The sequence below is a fragment of the Pseudomonas abietaniphila genome (assembly GCF_039697315.1).
In the GTDB taxonomy this organism is placed as follows: domain Bacteria; phylum Pseudomonadota; class Gammaproteobacteria; order Pseudomonadales; family Pseudomonadaceae; genus Aquipseudomonas; species Aquipseudomonas abietaniphila_B.
This window is the reverse complement of sequence record NZ_CP155619.1, coordinates 6,445,213-6,462,348: the sequence shown is the minus strand read 5'-3', so window position 1 is coordinate 6,462,348 and position 17,136 is coordinate 6,445,213. Positions and strand designations below refer to the sequence as shown.

The following is a 17,136-nucleotide window of genomic DNA, read 5'->3' as shown; positions in this document are numbered from 1 at the left end:
GGAAAAGTGTCCTGTGTTGCTAGTGCCGTAACTCGATCTCGCAGGTACTCATTTTGCAATGAAACGTTCCGGCGGTCTGAGAGCGGCTTACCTTTCGAGGCGTACTCGAAGCCGGCGCGCCCGCTCCCGAAATGCCTCATCACCGCCTTCAAGAATGTCGCAAACCGCCTTTCTTATCCCCGCGTTTTCTAGCCCTCCAGATTGGTAACTGATAGGTGGAAGCCCGCCAGGCTGATGCGGGCCTACCGTTGCAATGATGATTTGATCTGCGTCGGTGTTGATCACAAGGTTGGCGTTATGCGTAACCATGATCACTTGACGTTTTGACTTGGCGGCAATGAAAAGCGAGACCAGTTCGTCAAAGACGGATTTTGGATCGAGGTTTTCCTCGGGTTGGTCAATGATCAGTGGACGGTCATCCGAATCATCCAGCGCGAGATAAAGCAATAGCAGAACGATCCCTCGTGTACCAGGCGATAGCTTCTGGATGTCTACGCCGTCATACAAAATTTCATAGCGAACAGTGAGGTGATCAGTGCTGAAAAGCCATTGAGCCATCTGCTTTGACCAGGCTCGGTACTCAGTCTGCTGACTCGCTGCATAAGGAGCGTGCACCAGTAGATCTTGTTGATACTTGCTCAAGAATCCTGACATTGCCGTTTGGACACCTGCTGCAGTGCCAACCTCCCAGGCCGACTTCAATGACTTCGCTGCCGCGTCTGTCAGAGCTCCACGCCCATAGAAAGGGCCGGACTTTCGGCGATCCAGTAGACCCTCTTCAGCGATCGCTCCCCAAGCGTCGACGTCCGCGATCCTCCTGACTGAGAAGCTAAGTTTTTTGAGCGTGCCAGAAGATGCGCCGAGCCGAGCCATCAGGGGAGTGTACAAATTTGCTAGGGCTAGTTGCTCGTGGATGATCGCCTCGAAGACTCTACGATAAGTATCTTCACGCTCCGTCTGAAGATCCTTGCGCCGTACTGACGCCCCCTGCGCATCGGTTAACTTAGTCTCCAGGGTCTGAAGGGCAGCGGTCTCTTGGGAAATGCGTCTAGTCAATGCGGAGTACTGGTCGCGGATCAATTTGTCCGCGCTGAAGAGCGCTTCCAGACGATCCATTTCAGCTGTGATCAGCCCCAGTGGAAGTGTGTCGAGTGGAACATCTTGCTTTATCAGCTCAACGTTGGGATCCCCTGGCGTGATGGGGGTGCCGGTCAGCTTCAAAATCTCTTGGTCTGCCCATTTCAGATACCCCACCAGGCTGTCATCAACATTGCCATTGTAAACGAGAAGAAAGTCCGCCCATTGTTGAGTAGCCAGTCCGCTATTGGAGTGGCGCGCCTGGGATTGGCGTAGCATCTCTGGAGCCTGGGTGGCTCTCATGCTCTGCACTTCATCTTGAAGGGAAACGAACGTGCGACGTTGGGCACTGAACGATTGAATCTTACTCCTCAGACTCTGAGCGGCCTGGCTAAGCTGGGTATGTCTCGTAACCTGAGCCTCGGTTCCCTTGACCACCAGCTTGGCAAGATCTGCGTTGTAGCCTCCTATGAGTTTTTTCTTCTGTTCGACTTGGTTCGTTAGTGTATCTACGAGCTGTTCTTTCTCGAACTCGATGGCAATTCGCTCGGAGATATCAGAAATCGCTGAAGCCTCTCGGGCACGGGCCTGCTGGAATCTAGCGGTTTGTTGTTCCCGGAACTCAGGAAAATCGACAGCTCCATCTTGATCATCCTGCGAGTGAGATTCAAAGATCACGCGCTCTATCTCATTGATCAACCCGTCGGAAACGCCATGGGCAGAACAGAGTTCCTCAACGAACTGTTGGGATAAATACCGGGCGCGAGGGAAGGAGAGGTGCCCATTGGCATCGCGTCCATCCAGGTGACGTGTAACAGACGTTCCGCCGCCCCAGGTTAAGGTTGCGGTGGCGTCTTCAAGTAAGCCGCTAGCGCGAGCAAGAAACGATGGGCTTATTGTTCCGCCCGTACCCGAACCGAAGTAGGAGACCGCATCACAGCCTGCTGAAATGATGTCTGCGAGCGCGGTTTTGCCCGAGCCTCGGGCACCAATGATGGCAACTAATCCCGGGTTGAGCGGGATAGAGGGGGTTGCCGCCCAGCTGGCATTTCCGATGCTTAGGTGAGATATCACCTGTGAGGGCATTGCCGAATTAGGAGGCTTATCACCAACGTAGGCTCGTCCGTCAGGGTCGATACATGCCTGGCGTAGTGCATCGAATTCAAGGCCACCCTTGATCCAGGAATATCGTCTGTCGACAGGTTGGCCGACGGACTGTTGGGAGTGCGAGTCGCTGCCGTGAAGGCAAGGTTTGCAGCCGTCAAAGCGCGCGCGAAGATCTTCGGGAGTTACTGCGCGTAAGCCTAGCCAGAACTCACGCTGCGCTGGATTGCTGGAGAAAATTATGTGCGCGAACTTTTCAATCTCTTGCCTCACGGTCGTGTCTGCCGCGAGTCGTACACCGGACGTACCATCACCAGCGCCGCCGGCCACTGCAATTAGAATGTTTTTCCTTGCCCATTCGCTTTCCTGGATGACCTGGCGCAACTGGCTGAAGCTCACCTTAAATTGTGTTGCTCCCATCCGTAGCGCTGCACCGTCATCGGTGATCTTCGCATCCGTTTTTTTGCCCAGCCTGATGAGCTCCTCTCGGGTGCAGTCATATCGATCGTTGTGGGCGGAGAACTGTAGTCTTTTCAGAATGCGCTTGATCTCAACAAGATGATTTTCGTCCTCATTGCTGACTAGGAGGTGGATATTCACAAATCCGGATTTTGCGGCGACATCAAGTCGCAATTCGATATTGGGAAAGAGCAGCTGAACGTTGCTAAGTCTACCTCCAGCCTTATGTTCCAGAAGCTTTTCATAGGCGTCAGTGATGTAGTAGTCAGTGACGGCAATAACTTCGATTGTTGGGGTCAAACTTTCAAGCGTAGTGAGGTATGCCTCCCATGGATCCTCCGATCCAAATTGGTTGTTTAGCACAGTGCCAGGTGCATGAATGTGCGGCTCCCAACGATGCCATTCCGACCCACGACTAATCATCAAGCATCCTCATCCGGTTACGCTTCCCTGCCAAATGAAGCTAAGCAGCCGCGAGCGATTATTTAGGCATCTTTGATCTTAGCTAACGCGGTGGGCTTTTCCAGGCTCTCGAAGTAGATTCTTGGGGATGCCGACTTGAAGCGGACTGCTCGATCACCCTGTATGCTCAGTAATCATTTTTAGGCCATGCGAGGGAGCGTCTAATCTGGCCAAGAGGGAGATCAATTGAGCGCATATACGGATAGAGACCTGGAGCGGAAAATTGTAGCTGCCCAGAAGGACTTGCAAGTCTGGGCTGTAAGCAACGACCTTTGGGGCGATAGCGGTTTCACGTCCTATGCGAAGCGCGTACAAGGCGAGCCTGGCGAAGAGGCGGTGACTTTCATCCTCTACAGCAGCGGGGAGCTTGCCCGCCTGCTTGATGAAGATCTAGATCCAAAGCTGCGGGCGGAGTTTGATGCAATCGCTGACTCGCATGGCTTCTGGTATGACAACTATGACGGCTGCTCCTACTACTTTTACGCTACTACCGAAGAACTGCAGAAAGCCTACGACCAATTCTTTCATTGGAAGTGGGTCTGCAGCCTGATCATCGAAGATTTCGGCGACGTATACGCTGAACTCTATCAGTATTTTCAGGCGCGTCCGGAACGGCTATACAGCCTACATCATCGCGAATTTGAAATACTGCTCTACCGCATTTTCCAGAGCTTGGGCTATGAATCAGAGCTGGGGCCAGGAGTAGGAGATGGAGGGGTTGATGTCAAACTACTTCAGCGGAGTCCGTTAGGGGATACCTTGGCCTATGTCCAAGCCAAGCGATATGCGCCCAATCGCCCCATAGGTCTTGAGGCCGTGCAAGCTTTGCGAGGGGCCGTGGCAAACGACGGCGCCGACCGGGGCATATTTGTGACCACCTCGCGTTATCTACCGGGTGCGGAGAACTTCGCGCGTCGATCGTCTGGAGTATTGGAGCTGAAGACCTCTGCAGACGTCGCTCAGTGGTGTCAGCAAGCGCAGGCGGGTATTGTTCAAGACAAGTCCGTATTAGTGTCGGATGCGCATCTACTATCGGTTCTGCATCGTATTGAAGGTGGCAGTCACGCGCTGGTCGTTCACGCTCACACTGGTTATCGCACCATCGGCAACAGCTTTGCGCTCGTCCTCAAAGAAACTAAGCACGCAGCTCTGCTCATGAGTCTACCAAGGCGTATTATCAGCCAGGATTCGCATGGGCTCGAAGGGCATGAAGTCCCTATGCTGGATATCCAGATCTTGACTGTAAAAAATGCCGATACAGTCTTTCGGGCGAAGCGGTCAGTGGATGATCAGGGTAGGGTGAGCTACTGGGATGGACGAGATCTTTACTCGATCTGGAGTCGGCAACCAAGTCGCTTCAGCCACTTAGACTAATCCATCCTTCTGAGTAGCCAGCCATTGTGTCGAACGGCGATGGTAGGAATTAGCTCGGCGTCTGTTTTGGTGATCCTTACCTTGGTGCATGTAGCGAGCGGGTTTGATGCCGAGTCACGTGGTTTACAAACTCACCATGTGGGCTCCTACGCTCATCCCACCGCCTTTGTGCGCACTTGGGACGGGGTCGGTGCTCACAAGTGGTCAACACCAGTCGCTGTTTTGCCCTCGAAACTCCCACGAAAAATACACAGCGCTCCTCGGCAAGCTTGCCCCAGAAGGTCTGCGTTTCGACTCCAAGGACGATCACCGAGTGAAACTCCAACCCTTTGCTCTTGTGCATGGAAAGCAGTCTCACTGAGGCGTCGCCTGAAAGTCGCGCTAGTGCCCGAAGTAAGTTTGGGTCATCCGCAAGATGAGCTTTGATTCGGTCGCGAACCTCGTGCACAACCTCCACCATACGCTGTCGCGACAGATAATCGGCGGAGAGGGCGGCTAAATCAGATGAACTCAACCTTTTGAGTAGCGCGAGCACAAGCTTCCACCACGATACATATGGCGTAGTAGTTTTGCGGTCGGCTCTCACCTGCCTGCTATGAATTCGAAACATATCCTCAAAGATCTGATGCGCGCTGCTACGACCATCTTCATCTTCGAACCGGGCAAGCTGCTCCATCAAACGCGACCAGGCATCAGCCTCTCCTTGGCCATAGAGGCACGCGAGGTAGTCGACCACAAGGCGTGCCGCAGGCTCTTTGAGTAGATCTTGGAGATCGTGATCGTTTCGAAAAGGTATATCCCTTCTTGATAGTTGCTCCATCAGCGCCTCGCCGTACTCCTCAACCTGGCGGGGCATCAGAACTGCGATCTCGTTAGGTGGGATGTCCTCCTCATCAATCCAATGCTGGATAATATCTGCAAGGGATTGAGCTTCTTCGGCCGAGTTTCGAAAATGACCAATGAGTATCTCACCACCTTCACCGTCGATCAGCGCGTCAGGCATCATGGCCGGTGGGTCAATCTCCCAAATGATCTCGTTCTGCACACGCAACAGGCTTGGCTGTGAACGGAAATTCAAGTACAGCCGCAGTGGACGGGCAGCGAAGTCGTCGGCGTAGGTTTTGAAGATGCCATCTAGCGCTCCCGCCCACCCCATGATCGTCTGTTTGGTATCCCCGACAGCAGTTATAACGATGGGCGTGCCGAGGAAGAGCAGCTTTATGAGCTCATACTGGTCTGCAGTACAGTCTTGGAACTCGTCGAGAAAAACATGTGAATAGGTTTTCCGAATCGCATTACGGGCGACCTTGCTGTCTTTCAAGATTCGTAACGCGAACGGCAGGAGGTGCTTGAAGGTGATCTGCTCCCCGGCGATGTACTCCGGGCCAATCACATAGTCTTGGCTCAGCGCTTCATCCACCAAGACCGGCCGAAATCGGTCAATGATCCGCTTCGCAAAGCCGTGGAAGGTGACGCTATCCAAGCGAGAAGCGTAATCCCAGCCACAGCGAAGCTGTATTCGCTGCTTTAGGTTTCGACTCGCATCTGCCTTGAACGAAACAGCAAGGATCCGTTTTGGGTAGCGGCAGCTGTTCGTACGCAACAGAAAGTCTGCACGCTGAGCAAGCACCTCGGTTTTTCCTGCACCGGGCCCGGCGGTCAGTACCACTGACCTATTGCATTCTCGAATGACCTCCCATGCGTTCTTCTCAAGCCGAATGCCAGGTGAAGGACTCCAGCGATCCGGCTCGATCATTCCGGGGACTCCGCCAGACGCTCAATCACTCTGTCAGCCAACCGATGTAGAGACGTTGGTAGGGCGTCCAGAAGCTGACGATCAGTAAGATTGCCAAGGGCATCCAAATGGGCGACCGGTTTGCTGCTCAGTTTGAACAGCTTGTGGTACGCCCCGAACCAGCTTTGTTCGAAATCGTTATACTGGTTTGGGTTGAAGTGATTTTCGCCAAGAACCGCAACATAGTTTCTCTGCGTGGCTGGAGCTGCCGTGGCTCTGTAGGCGTGAGGGAAGGAACACAGCATAGAAAAATCTAGATCTAAAGGCCAAGAGAAGAAGACGTCTCGCTTTTCAAGCTCGTCGAAAAGATTCAGGTCTCTTCCAAAGCGGTTTCCTTCGAAGACGTGATGGGTTCTCACGGGTGTTAAAGGATCATCCCAGGCGTGGCGTATCCAATCATGAGGTAGGTTATCGTCTGGTTCGTATTTATCTATCTGATCCCTGACATAATTCACGCGCCCCCATCCCCCTTGATGCCGCCCAACATCTAGGTCTAGAAGAGTGATGTAAGGCGTTCCGATTGCCGAAAGAAGTCGCCAGAAATGATTCACGTGACGTCCACCCAGCGGGGCAATGGCCACTGCAAATTCATCAACGGGGGCTCCCTTGGCTTGCAGAATCCTAGGAAGAACAATTTCCTCGCTGTCGCCTTCCCCCAGCACTACTAGGCGAGCGAAGTACAGTTCGGGAAAGGCCTGAACAGCTTCTCTGACAAACTTGTAGGCTTCACTCCGCTTGGATGGTAATTCAATCATCTTGACTTGCGTTCGTCGCCTCTGATTTAGACGAAGGTAGCGAATGTTTTCAGGCTCCACCCGACGCAACATGGATGGAGCCTGGGTCGCAATTAAAGCTTGGGCGTCTACGCCTACTGAGGATTTAAGCGAGTTGACGATACGCCCGAGATAATGAGGTGAAAGGCTGTTCTCAGGCTCCTCTACCGCGAGGATGGTGAAGGCAGGTGGCTTCAACTTGTGTGGGTCGAAGGAAGTATTCTCTCCCGACCTAACCTCACGGCCGATTGTAAGTGTCGAGAGAACAAGCGAGAGGTACAGCATGGACTTCTGACCGTCGCTCAAGCGCACAAAGTCCACCTGGTTCTCACCGTGGCCTGGACTGAAGGTTACCGACAGGTGCCTAAGTAGCGCTTCAATCTCCGAATTTTCGAACGTCAGGCGAGGTGAAGCGAAGAAGTCGCCCTTGTGCAGTTTCTGCCAAGCAGCATTGAGGCTAGAACTCAGCGCCTGTACAGAGTCATTCTCTGATAGGCATTCAGTGATCTGCTCGGTGAGCTCCTTCACTGTCTCCCGGTCATCATTCCAGTTCGCCGAGCGCAGGAGGCGACCGAGGAGGGCAGTGGCTCCATACGCTACGTGGTCGGATGGGTCGCGACGAGCTGGCAGGTAGTGGAGGTGGATTTTGTCACGGTGCCGTTTCGGTACTGTCGAGGTGGATGTAGGTTTGTCATTCTCATCAGTTTTCGTTACAAACAAGAACCTCTCTTCAATTTCTCCATCCTCATAGAGAGTTGCCTCTAGGCGAAATCGTACGCGTGGAACATCTTTGGCCTTGCGCAGTGCCATCTGATTAAAGAAGTCTGGGACTGTGTCGTTCTCTTCATCATTCAATGTTTCTTCAAAGGTGAAGTCCGCCTGGAGCCATAGATTGCGCTGTTCCGGCGGTTCTTTTTCTTTAGCGGGTACGTGGAAGTCGGAGCGACGAATACGGCGTAGATTTGGCTCAAACGCGAACATCCGGCAAAGTGCCTGCAAGGCCGCAGTCTTGCCGGAACCGTTTGGCCCCAGCAGGTATGTCACATCCTCGAATGAGATCTCCTCCATGGCAGGGCCAAAGGACTGAAAGTTACTCAATTGCAGGCTGCACAGCTTCATCATCAGCTTCCGTTCTAGTTTGTTTTCAGTGCACCGTCTTTGAACCTGATCGCACTTGGCGGATTTAATATCCGCAAGCCGATTCGCTTTGCTAGCTGGTGTCGCCGATTTGCTGAAGCATACGCTAGGAGCGAACGGGTACGCACCCATGCGAGCTCCGCCCATGGCGCAGGAAAGCGGCCTTACAAGCTTAAGCCCCGCCATGCACGGCTTGCTATCCATGCAGCGCATACCATCAGTGCATTCGTTATTGAAACTTGGGACGAGAAAAGCGCCCTTGAGAAAGGTCTGTAGTGCTGCTGCGGACGGGCTACGAGCGCAGCAGACCAGACAACTAGCGCCTCATGTCGCCTCACTACGAATTCCTTGCCTCGTATCACCGTAGAGCTAGAGAAGAAACTGAAGCTATTAGTGGAGCTGACCCACCGTCTGAGCGAAGCCTACATCGGCAAGTATGTGGGGCAGGAATCTCCGTGTTAGCCCAATCAGCTTCGGTCAGTTTTCTTCCAGATGTCGTTTACAGTCGACCAGGGCATGCCGAGGGTTTTGGCAATCTCTCTCTTTGACTGGCCGGCAACCTTGGCCTGAAGTACCGTTTCGAACTTGGCCGGATCGGTGTGCCGGTGGTACAGCGGGCGAGCACGATGTGCTCTTCCGCAGGCATCACCAGTCTCTGGCTTGAGCCAACTTTTCTCTGACCTCGGGAACGAGAAACGCGATCACGCGGTTGTAGGTTGGATCCTGCCGAAACGCTGCGTCGTGGTTCTCCAGTCCCTTCTTGATGACCTTCGTGCGCTGGAGCCATGTCCCCTTGGAGTCCTGTTCTTTTAGATGTTGCTCATAGCCGCACAGTCTCAGCGTCCAACCAAACGCGTAGAGATACTCCTTGTAGTGATCGAATGCGGTATTCGCGACGTTCAACAAGCGCTGCAGGTTGTAGCCAACAGGGCGGCCAAAGCGGGCGCTCAACATCAGGGAAATCACACCGTGGAATTTGTCCATGCGGTAATCCATCGGCAGATATAGATGCGGAACCGCGACGCGCATCTTATCCCGCAAGGTTCGCCAAGCGGCATCCGTTTCCCGGCAGTCGTTCGCTGCATGCTCAAACCAGAAGTCATAGAAAGCCTGGCGGGCCTTCGAGATGTCCAGTGAGCTTTCCAGCTCGGCGCGAAGGGCATCGTAATCCCTGAAGAAGACCTTCTGCTTCTTCGGATCGATAATCAGCTGATCGAGGAAAACTTCCTCCATCATCCACTCGTCGATGATCGTTTTACCCCTGAGGTGAGGGATGGCGTACCAGCAGTTTATGGCCATGCGTTTGGCCTGTCGCGAGCGTTCAAGGGTCGCCTCATTGACGATGAACACATTGTTGTTGTTCAGGTAAAAAATATCTTCCTCGGAGGTTCGAGTCGTGCTCGGGTCGAAGCTCTGGAAGACCCAGACCATGCCGCCATTGTTAGCACGATAAAACTCACGGCGGCCTACGATTTCCGTCAGGTAGGTGGTCGAGAGCTGAACCTCGAACGCCAATCGCTGGCCGGCGTGTTCTACCTGGACATCCGGTTTGCGCCACTGCGCTCGGTCAGCGAGCCGCATGCCTTTCCAAATTGTTTCCACCAACGGCTCGGTGCAGTTTTCATCTGCGATCAGGCTGTCGCGAATGATGCCTTTTAGCCTCAGGTGAGCAGAGCTTTCCTTCGCGGCGTTGTACTTGATGCAGTTGATCTGCTCAGCGCTCAACTGGCCACGCGTGGAGATCGAGCACTTTTGCTCGGCTTCCTCTCGCGGGTGATGACGGAAGTGAAAGCGTCGTCCCTTGGTGCGCACCAGAATGACTGGAGCCGAGCACAACTGGCAGACCAACCAAGGCTCTTCTGGATTGCGTACATACCGGCTAGCCAGCTCGGCCCGATCTTTGATGACCAGGCTCAGCTCGCGACTGAGGAACGCCTGCAGATCGACGTTTTCACCTGTCACCATATCGAGGATCTCGGTCAGGAGCATCGTGTCGGTGGGTTGTGCGACTTCATGAGTGAACATACAGCTACCTTTCGTTTGGACTGGCTTAGAGCTTTACTCCACTGCCTGCTCGCGAAGCCACCGAACTCCTAATAGTTACTCACAGCCCGGTTCAAGCTCGGCTGAGCCCGGCTCCTGTCTGCTAAAACTCAACGGTATCTTTCGCAGTGAACGCGTTGTAGATCCGGCTCTTGAGATCTTCAGCAAATTCACTGATGGTGCGGATCGCTTGATGCACCTCCTGCGAGGTTAGCTCGATGGGCTGGTCGTCGACAGTCTTGCCGTTTCGGTGAACGATGTCGTGACGCTTGCTGCAGATGCGACCGATTTCACTCAGTCCAAGGCCTTTCATGTGCTCGCCGAACATGGCGTTCAGTACTTGATTGATCGTCACTACGTTGTGGAAGCTCAACTCGGATAGAGCTTTCAGGACGATGACTTCTACGACCTTGGGTTCCTCAGCAATCTGCTTGAGGGTGACTGTTATGCCGCTCAATTTCTTGTATCCGGCTACCAGGTTCATCAGAAGTCTCTGCTCGCTCACAAGAAGCTTGCGTACGACTGAGCTGATCAACGCTTCCATCAGGGTGACGGCATGCGCGTAGACGAGTTTGTTCAGGGTGTCGGCATGCTGTCTGCTACCAAGCGTCAACATACTAGAAGCTGTCGCCAGCTCAGCAAAAAATTCATGGAAGAACTCGCTGTGCGAATGCCGATTTAGCCATTCGAACTCAGCCTCTTCGGCCTCAAGCATGGCCGAGTACTCGCCGGCCAGTTCCGCCCATTGCTCCTCATCCTCGTCAGGATCGATCTCAATCCCGTACTGCTGACGAATCCATTCGATACAGTTTTCCTGTTGTACCTCGAAGAGATATTCCTTGATCGAGCTCATGTGATTTCTTGTCCTTCGACGTTCATGGGGTGGCCGCCGCTGCTGGCTTCGCGGTGATATTCAATCAGTCACGCACTGAGCGGTGAACGAGGTGTTGGTCTGCGAATGATCATCAGCGATCATACCCAGCTTCTACATGCCTGTACTTTGCCAGCATTATGCGAAAGGATGATGAGATCGCCATGGATGGAAAAAACGTGTGCTTCAAGTGCGTGATTGATCCGTTCTTGGGTGGGGCAGATCCAGCGCAAGGGAATCTCCACCTCCTGCAGCCTATGTGACTCGAAGTGCAAGTGCATACCGCTTACTGAGACCAAAACGAAACGCATGCATCAATCGCATTGAAGGTTTTGTGCTGACTTACTGGAGTGACCGGGCTTGAGGGAAAATTTGCCTATTAGCCCGAAGCGTCTACGCTTGATCGGGCGAATAGTGTAGCGGTGGCCTATATCGCGAGCGGCACAACGATTTCGCCGCGTTTCACCTATGGGGTAACTCTCCCATGGAAGAAAATCTGCGTCAGAGGGCGGAGCGTTTCATTGCGCTTCGTGCCCTTCATCCTGCTTGGTTGCTGCTGGCGTCGCGATACGCTCCTTTGATTCTTGGCAGCTTACGGACGCTTTTCGAACCCGGCCAGGACGGCATAGACCTAGACGATGCTCTGCATTCGTTGGCCGACACCTTGGCCAACTACGCAGATGAAGAGCTGTATCAAATCGACCCAGGCACTGAGCTCCAGCAGGCAAACCGAGAGCTTGGAGATTGGATCAAGCGTCGGCTCATCGTCGAGCGCAATGGGCGACTATACGCGACCGATGCTCTGGAATCGGCGATTCGGTTTGCCGAGTCGCTCGATAACCGAGTCATGACCTCGACGGCTTCACGACTGTCAGTCGTTCAGCGTGAAATCGAAAATCTCGAAACGCACCTTAACTCTGACCCGAAAAGCAGGGCGCTCAGTCTGAAACGGCGTATTCGAGAGCTGCAGATCGAACTCGACCAGGCTAAAGCAGGGCGCATCCCTATTTTTGACGAGGAGAAGGCGATCGAAGGTATCCGAGAGGTCTATGCGCTAGCCATCAGCCTCCGGGCGGACTTCCGGCGTGTTGAAGACTCTTGGCGCAGTGCCGACCGGTTGCTTCGACAATCGATCATTAGTGAGCAGTGCCACAGGGGAGAGATAGTCGACAATCTCCTTGATGGTCAGGATGCTCTGCTGAATACGCCGGAGGGCAGGGTATTTGACAGTTTCCAGCAGCAGTTGAGGGCGCCTATAGAGCTCGACAGAATGAGGACTCGCCTCCGGAACATCATGCGCCACCCGGCCGTCCCCCAAGCACTGCAAAAGCCTCAGCAAAACGAACTGTTACGCCTAGTTCCGCGTTTACTTCTGGAGTCTGAGGCCGTGCTGCGAGCGAGGGCTCAAAGCGAACGCGATGTCAAAGGTTTCTTGAAGACCGGACTCATTGCTGAACATCACCGCGTTGGCCACTTGCTAAACGAATTCTTAAGTTTGGCAGTGAACATTGACTGGCAGCGCCAAGCAGTCAGGCGTCTGCCAGTACCCATTCCTACCGTCGGCATGGCGTTAGCTAAGGTGCCCGCGATTGAGCGCCTTAGATTCAAAGGTATCGCTGAAGAGAGCGTACCTGATCTTGATCTGAGTCGACATGCGACAGCTTTGGATCAGATAGAGGAAGAGTTTTGGCAGTCGTTCGATGGATTGGATCGAGAAGCCTTCGTGAGGGAGACGCTGAGAATTTTGGCAGAGCAGGGGCGACCTCTTTCTTTGGCAGAGCTAGCGGCTTTGCTTCCTCCAACGCATGACCTGGAGTGTTTCACGTTGTGGATCACGATGGCCCGGGAGGCCGGGATAGCCATCCATGACAAGGAAATCGAAGCGTTTGATTTGACAGATGCAGAGGATTGTCGATGGCGGTTCCATCTGCCTTTCACCCAACTTGAGTCGGACAAGCTTCGCGACATCAAATGGGAGCTTTGATCATGCCGAGCGTTTTTGATGAATTAACAGGTTCACCAATCAACCAGGAAGGGCCCAACGAAGACAGGGGGCAAGAATCAGATACGGAGGAGCCTGAAATAGAGCCTTTCGAAGCACAAGACGATGATTTACGTACCACTCGCGTTGTTCGAGAGGCTGTCCAGCAATTATACAAAAATGGGGATATTGAGGAGTCGGAAGATTCACATCTCTACAGGGCAGCAGTTGCGAATGCGGAGCTGATGGAGCGGATCCTGGAGCCCTTTGATCTCAGCGTGCGCTTTGACGAGATCAGGGGCTTGGCGTTTGTTGTCGTACGGCAGCAACCAGGCGATACCGCAGATGGGTGGACACATCCCTTAGTCCGCCGACATACATTCAACCTTGAGCAAACTCTGCTGATCGCGCTGCTACGTCAGCATCTCATCGCTTTCGAAATGGAAAGCGGAGTAGGAGCCGGCATCGCTCAAATGACCGTTGATGACGTAATCACACAACTCCATGCCTATCTGGGCGATCCGGGCAGCGACCTCAAAGACCGAGCTCGAGCACTCAACCTCCTTGACCAATTGAAAAATCACCACCTCGTGACAACGATCGACGGTAGTGACCGTTTCACCATTCGCCCGTTAATCGCTCATGTCGCGAACCCTGAGAATCTCTCTGCATTGATCCAATGGCTGGAAACCTACGGTGTGAGCCTGGATCGATTGACCCCAGCAGCTGAAGAAGGGGAGGAACGGCCATGAAAAGCGCGACTGGCAGTTACGTTTTGACCGCAATGGAGCTGTACAACTGGGGCAGCTATGACGGCTTTCACCAGACCCCAATTGATCCCGCAGGGACATCGCTAGTCGGAACAACCGGCAGCGGAAAAACGACGTTCATCGACGCCTTCATGACGCTCATCTGCGCAAACCCACGCTATAACCTCGCCTCGACGGGGGGAGTTGAGAGCGACAGGGATTTGGTGTCTTACGTGCGAGGTGCATCAGGGCCGGGAGAAAGCAAGAGCCCGAAGCATCCGAGTGCTCGCCCAGGACGAACTATTTCTGGGATCTGTGCGACTTTACGACGAGGAGACGAAATGGTTCGTTTGGCCGCGCTCTTCTCGTTCGAAGGCACCAGCTCAGCAGCTACAGAGATGGAGAAGTGCTGGATACTTACGCAAAACCCTGAACAGACCTTGGAGGCTTGGCTCGTCGCTTATCACGATGAGGGTAAGCGCGGCCTAGGTCGAATCGAGAAGAATGTTCAAAACTTCTGGCTGCACGGGACTCGAAAGGAGTATCTGGCACGGGTGCGTGCTTTGTTTCAAGTCGGCGACAATGCGTTCTCGCTGCTGAACCGCGCTGCGGGCATCAAACAATTAACTGATATTGATTCAATCTTTCGCGAGCTGGTATTGGATGATCGGTCTGCGTTCGGCCGTGCGGCGGAAGTGGTTAAGAGCTTTGAAGATCTCAGTGAAATTCACCAAGAGCTGGAGATTGCACGTGCGCAGCAGAAATCACTGAAGCCGATTGCGGAATGCTGGGAGGCCTTCAAGAAGCAGTCAGATAGCCTCCAAGAGCTGAAGGCGGTCGAGACGATAGCCCCGGTCTGGTTCGCAGAACAGTCCCATCAACTCTGGTTGGCAGAAAAAAGAAGGCTGGACATAGCAACTGAGGAGTCCGCGCTGCTTCTGCAGCAACTCGGTGACCAGCGAGATGAGTGGAAACAGCAGTGTGATATCCATCTCCAAACCTATCTTCAGAAAGGTGGCGCCAGCATTGATCAACTGCGCAAACGGGTTGAGGAATGGGAAGCCGTACGAGAAGTCAGAGCCAATTACTCCGCTCAGTACCAGCACCTTGTACGAAAATTGGGCCTGCCTGAAGAGATATCCTTCGATTCTCTGACTTTGAACAAAGCGCAGGCAGTCAAGCAATGTGTTGCCCTAGCGGATGTAATGAAAGAACAGCGTAGCCAGACATTTCAGCGTGGGATTGTCGAGTCGGAGGTGCGGGCCCAGCTTCTTACCTTGCATCAAGAAATCGATGAGATAAGACGCCGGCCGGGATCGAACATACCAGGCGAGTATCATCAGTTCCGCAGCCAATTGGCGGCACACCTTGATGTGAATGAAGTAGAACTGCCATTTGTGGCAGAGCTTGTACAGGTCAAACCCGACGATCAAGCCTGGCGAGGAGCTATAGAACGAGCAATTGGTGGCCATCGTCTTCGCGTCTTGGTCTCGCCCGACAGGGCAAGGGCTGCTTTGCAATGGATCAACTCGCGCCACAATCACTTACACGTAAGGATTCTTGAGACTTACCTTGACGTCGAACCGCGTAGTTTTTTCCAAGACGGTTATGCCCGCAAGCTCGAGTTCAAAGCACATCCCTACCGCAAGGCAGTGGAAGCGCTGATTGCTGATAATGATCGCCACTGTGTTGCTGATCCAGATGCTTTGCTCTCGATCCCTCATGCAATGACCAAAGAGGGGCTGATGTCAGGGAAGTCCCATTTCTACGAGAAGCGGGATCAAAAGTTGCTCAGCGCCGACTGGGTCACCGGCTTTGATAACCGGGATCGGTTGGCCTATTTGGGCAAGCAGGTTGCGAGCGTTGACCTAAAGCTTGTTGCTGCAGTTGATGCGGTACGCGCAGCACAAGATCGTTTGGGCAGCCTTGAGGAGGCCAATTCCGCCTACCTGTCAATCAGGGACGTCGAGTTCACCCTCATCGACCTTCCTGGCGCGAATAATCAGTTAATTGACCTGCAGGGACAGCTTGATTACCTGACACGCCCGGAGACCGATGTTGCTTTGGCGAAAAAGCTACTGGATGAGGCCATAGCCAAGAGAGACTCGATTGAAGATGCACATATTCATGCGAAAGTCGCTTACGCGTTGTCTGAAAAGGGGCGTGACAGCGCCGCCGTGATGGTCGAGAAAACGTTCAGTCGCGCCGAGCTTGGGATGACGGGTGTAGAGCGCTCCGCTGCCGCAAAATACCTTCCAAGGCTCGATACCAGTGAGCTGCAGAATCTCAATGATATTGAGCGGGAGAGCTACGAAACCCTCAGTCGACGTATTAGTAAAAATAATGATCAGCTTGTTGAGCTACAGGGTGACCTGGTCAGAAAAATGTCCGATGCCAAAAGCCGGGATACAGGGGCACTAGCTGACGTGGGGCGCGACCTGGCCGATGTACCTGCTTACATCGAACGTTTGCGAGTGCTCACTGAAGAAGCCCTGCCAGAAAAGGTCGATCGTTTTCTTACCTATCTCAATCGCTCATCTGACGACGGTGTCACCCAACTGCTCAGCTATATCGACCAGGAAGTGATACTAATTGAGGAGCGGATAGACGAACTGAACAGCACGTTACGTCGGGTTGAATTCCAATCGGGTAAATACCTTCGCTTGGTTACCAGCAAGGTCATACATGAAAGCCTACGTTACCTGCATGCCTCGCAGCGCAAGCTGGCTTCTGCTCGGTTCGTCAATGACACAGGTGAAACCCATTATCGAGCACTGAAGAGCTTAGTAGAGGTTCTAAAAGACGCGTGCGCGAAGAGCCGGAACGTTTCGGCAAGGGCAATGCTAGACCCGAGATTCCGGTTGGCGTTTTCAGTGTCTGTTGTCGACTCGGCTACTGGCGTGGCAACAGAAGGGAGGAAAGGTTCTCAAGGCGACAGCGGTGGCGAAAAGGAAATTGTCGCCTCATACGTCCTAACTGCATCCTTGGGTTATGCCTTGTGTCCTATGGGTGAGAGCCGGCCGCTATTCGGCACCATCGTGCTGGACGAAGCGTTCTCGAAGAGCTCACCAAGTGTTGCGGCACGGATCATAGCCGCCCTTAAGGAGTTCGGCCTTCATGCGATCTTCATTACTCCAAACAAAGAGTTGCGCCTGTTGCGGCTTCATACCCGCTCTGCGATTGTCGTTCACAAGAAAGATGGGCTATCAACGATGGTATCCATGAGCTGGGAGGCGCTCGAAAAATACTACCGGGACAGGAAAGGGAAAGGTGATACAACTGGGGACAGCGCCCCCAGTGAGCCGCAGTAA

The 17,136-nt window shown here is 53.5% G+C and carries 10 protein-coding genes; 5 read left to right on the top strand and 5 right to left on the bottom strand.

Annotated elements, in window-relative coordinates; all coding sequences use genetic code 11:
- Positions 1-87: 87 nt before the first annotated feature.
- On the bottom strand, positions 88-3,063 hold the full coding sequence (locus tag ABDX87_RS28605) for a TrlF family AAA-like ATPase (protein ID WP_346833649.1): 2,976 nt from the start codon (positions 3,061-3,063) through the stop codon (positions 88-90).
- 225 nt (positions 3,064-3,288) lie between these two features.
- On the opposite strand from ABDX87_RS28605, the gene ABDX87_RS28600 reads away from it, so the two are divergent.
- Positions 3,289-4,476, top strand: coding sequence for a restriction endonuclease (locus ABDX87_RS28600; protein ID WP_346830903.1), 1,188 nt, complete (start codon positions 3,289-3,291; stop codon positions 4,474-4,476).
- Between the two features lie 76 nt (positions 4,477-4,552).
- Here ABDX87_RS28600 and ABDX87_RS28595 read toward each other — a convergent pair whose 3' ends face one another.
- Together ABDX87_RS28595 and ABDX87_RS28590 are read right to left on the bottom strand one after the other, a co-directional pair.
- Positions 4,553-6,232, bottom strand: a complete 1,680-nt coding sequence (locus ABDX87_RS28595) for an ATP-dependent helicase (RefSeq protein WP_346830902.1) — start codon at positions 6,230-6,232, stop codon at positions 4,553-4,555.
- Entirely contained in the window at positions 6,229-8,163 is a 1,935-nt protein-coding gene (locus ABDX87_RS28590; protein WP_346833648.1) for an ATP-dependent nuclease, read from the bottom strand. The genes ABDX87_RS28595 and ABDX87_RS28590 overlap by 4 nt, the downstream gene beginning before the upstream one ends.
- A 39-nt stretch (positions 8,164-8,202) precedes the next feature.
- Between ABDX87_RS28590 and ABDX87_RS29390 the strand changes: the two genes are divergently transcribed.
- Positions 8,203-8,457, top strand: a complete 255-nt coding sequence (locus ABDX87_RS29390) for an abortive infection family protein (protein ID WP_431061192.1) — start codon at positions 8,203-8,205, stop codon at positions 8,455-8,457.
- A gap of 369 nt (positions 8,458-8,826) precedes the next feature.
- Here the strand turns inward: ABDX87_RS29390 and ABDX87_RS28585 are convergent, their stop codons facing one another.
- On the bottom strand, positions 8,827-10,206 hold the full coding sequence (locus tag ABDX87_RS28585; protein ID WP_346830901.1) for a DUF6035 family protein: 1,380 nt from the start codon (positions 10,204-10,206) through the stop codon (positions 8,827-8,829).
- Positions 10,207-10,327: 121 nt separating this feature from the next.
- Complete coding sequence (locus ABDX87_RS28580) at positions 10,328-11,077, bottom strand: hypothetical protein (protein ID WP_346830900.1); 750 nt, start codon at positions 11,075-11,077, stop codon at positions 10,328-10,330.
- 502 nt (positions 11,078-11,579) lie between these two features.
- Here ABDX87_RS28580 and ABDX87_RS28575 point away from each other — a divergent pair.
- The 3 genes from ABDX87_RS28575 to ABDX87_RS28565 are packed head-to-tail and all read left to right on the top strand — an operon-like array spanning position 11,580 to position 17,136.
- Entirely contained in the window at positions 11,580-13,079 is a 1,500-nt protein-coding gene (locus ABDX87_RS28575; RefSeq protein WP_346830899.1) for a DUF3375 domain-containing protein, read from the top strand.
- A complete protein-coding gene (locus tag ABDX87_RS28570; protein ID WP_346830898.1) occupies positions 13,067-13,828 on the top strand; it encodes a DUF4194 domain-containing protein in 762 nt (253 codons plus the stop codon). Before ABDX87_RS28575 ends, ABDX87_RS28570 begins: the two co-directional genes overlap by 13 nt.
- On the top strand, positions 13,825-17,136 hold the full coding sequence (locus ABDX87_RS28565; RefSeq protein ID WP_346830897.1) for an ATP-binding protein: 3,312 nt from the start codon (positions 13,825-13,827) through the stop codon (positions 17,134-17,136). Before ABDX87_RS28570 ends, ABDX87_RS28565 begins: the two co-directional genes overlap by 4 nt.

Coding starts and splice junctions, on each gene's coding strand:
- ABDX87_RS28605 (WP_346833649.1), bottom strand. CDS start 3,063: ATGATTAGTCGTGGGTCGGAATGGCATCGTTGGGAGCCGCACATTCAT.
- ABDX87_RS28595 (WP_346830902.1), bottom strand. CDS start 6,232: ATGATCGAGCCGGATCGCTGGAGTCCTTCACCTGGCATTCGGCTTGAG.
- ABDX87_RS28590 (WP_346833648.1), bottom strand. CDS start 8,163: ATGAAGCTGTGCAGCCTGCAATTGAGTAACTTTCAGTCCTTTGGCCCT.
- ABDX87_RS28585 (WP_346830901.1), bottom strand. CDS start 10,206: ATGTTCACTCATGAAGTCGCACAACCCACCGACACGATGCTCCTGACC.
- ABDX87_RS28580 (WP_346830900.1), bottom strand. CDS start 11,077: ATGAGCTCGATCAAGGAATATCTCTTCGAGGTACAACAGGAAAACTGT.
- ABDX87_RS28575 (WP_346830899.1), top strand. CDS start 11,580: ATGGAAGAAAATCTGCGTCAGAGGGCGGAGCGTTTCATTGCGCTTCGT.
- ABDX87_RS28570 (WP_346830898.1), top strand. CDS start 13,067: ATGGGAGCTTTGATCATGCCGAGCGTTTTTGATGAATTAACAGGTTCA.
- ABDX87_RS28565 (WP_346830897.1), top strand. CDS start 13,825: ATGAAAAGCGCGACTGGCAGTTACGTTTTGACCGCAATGGAGCTGTAC.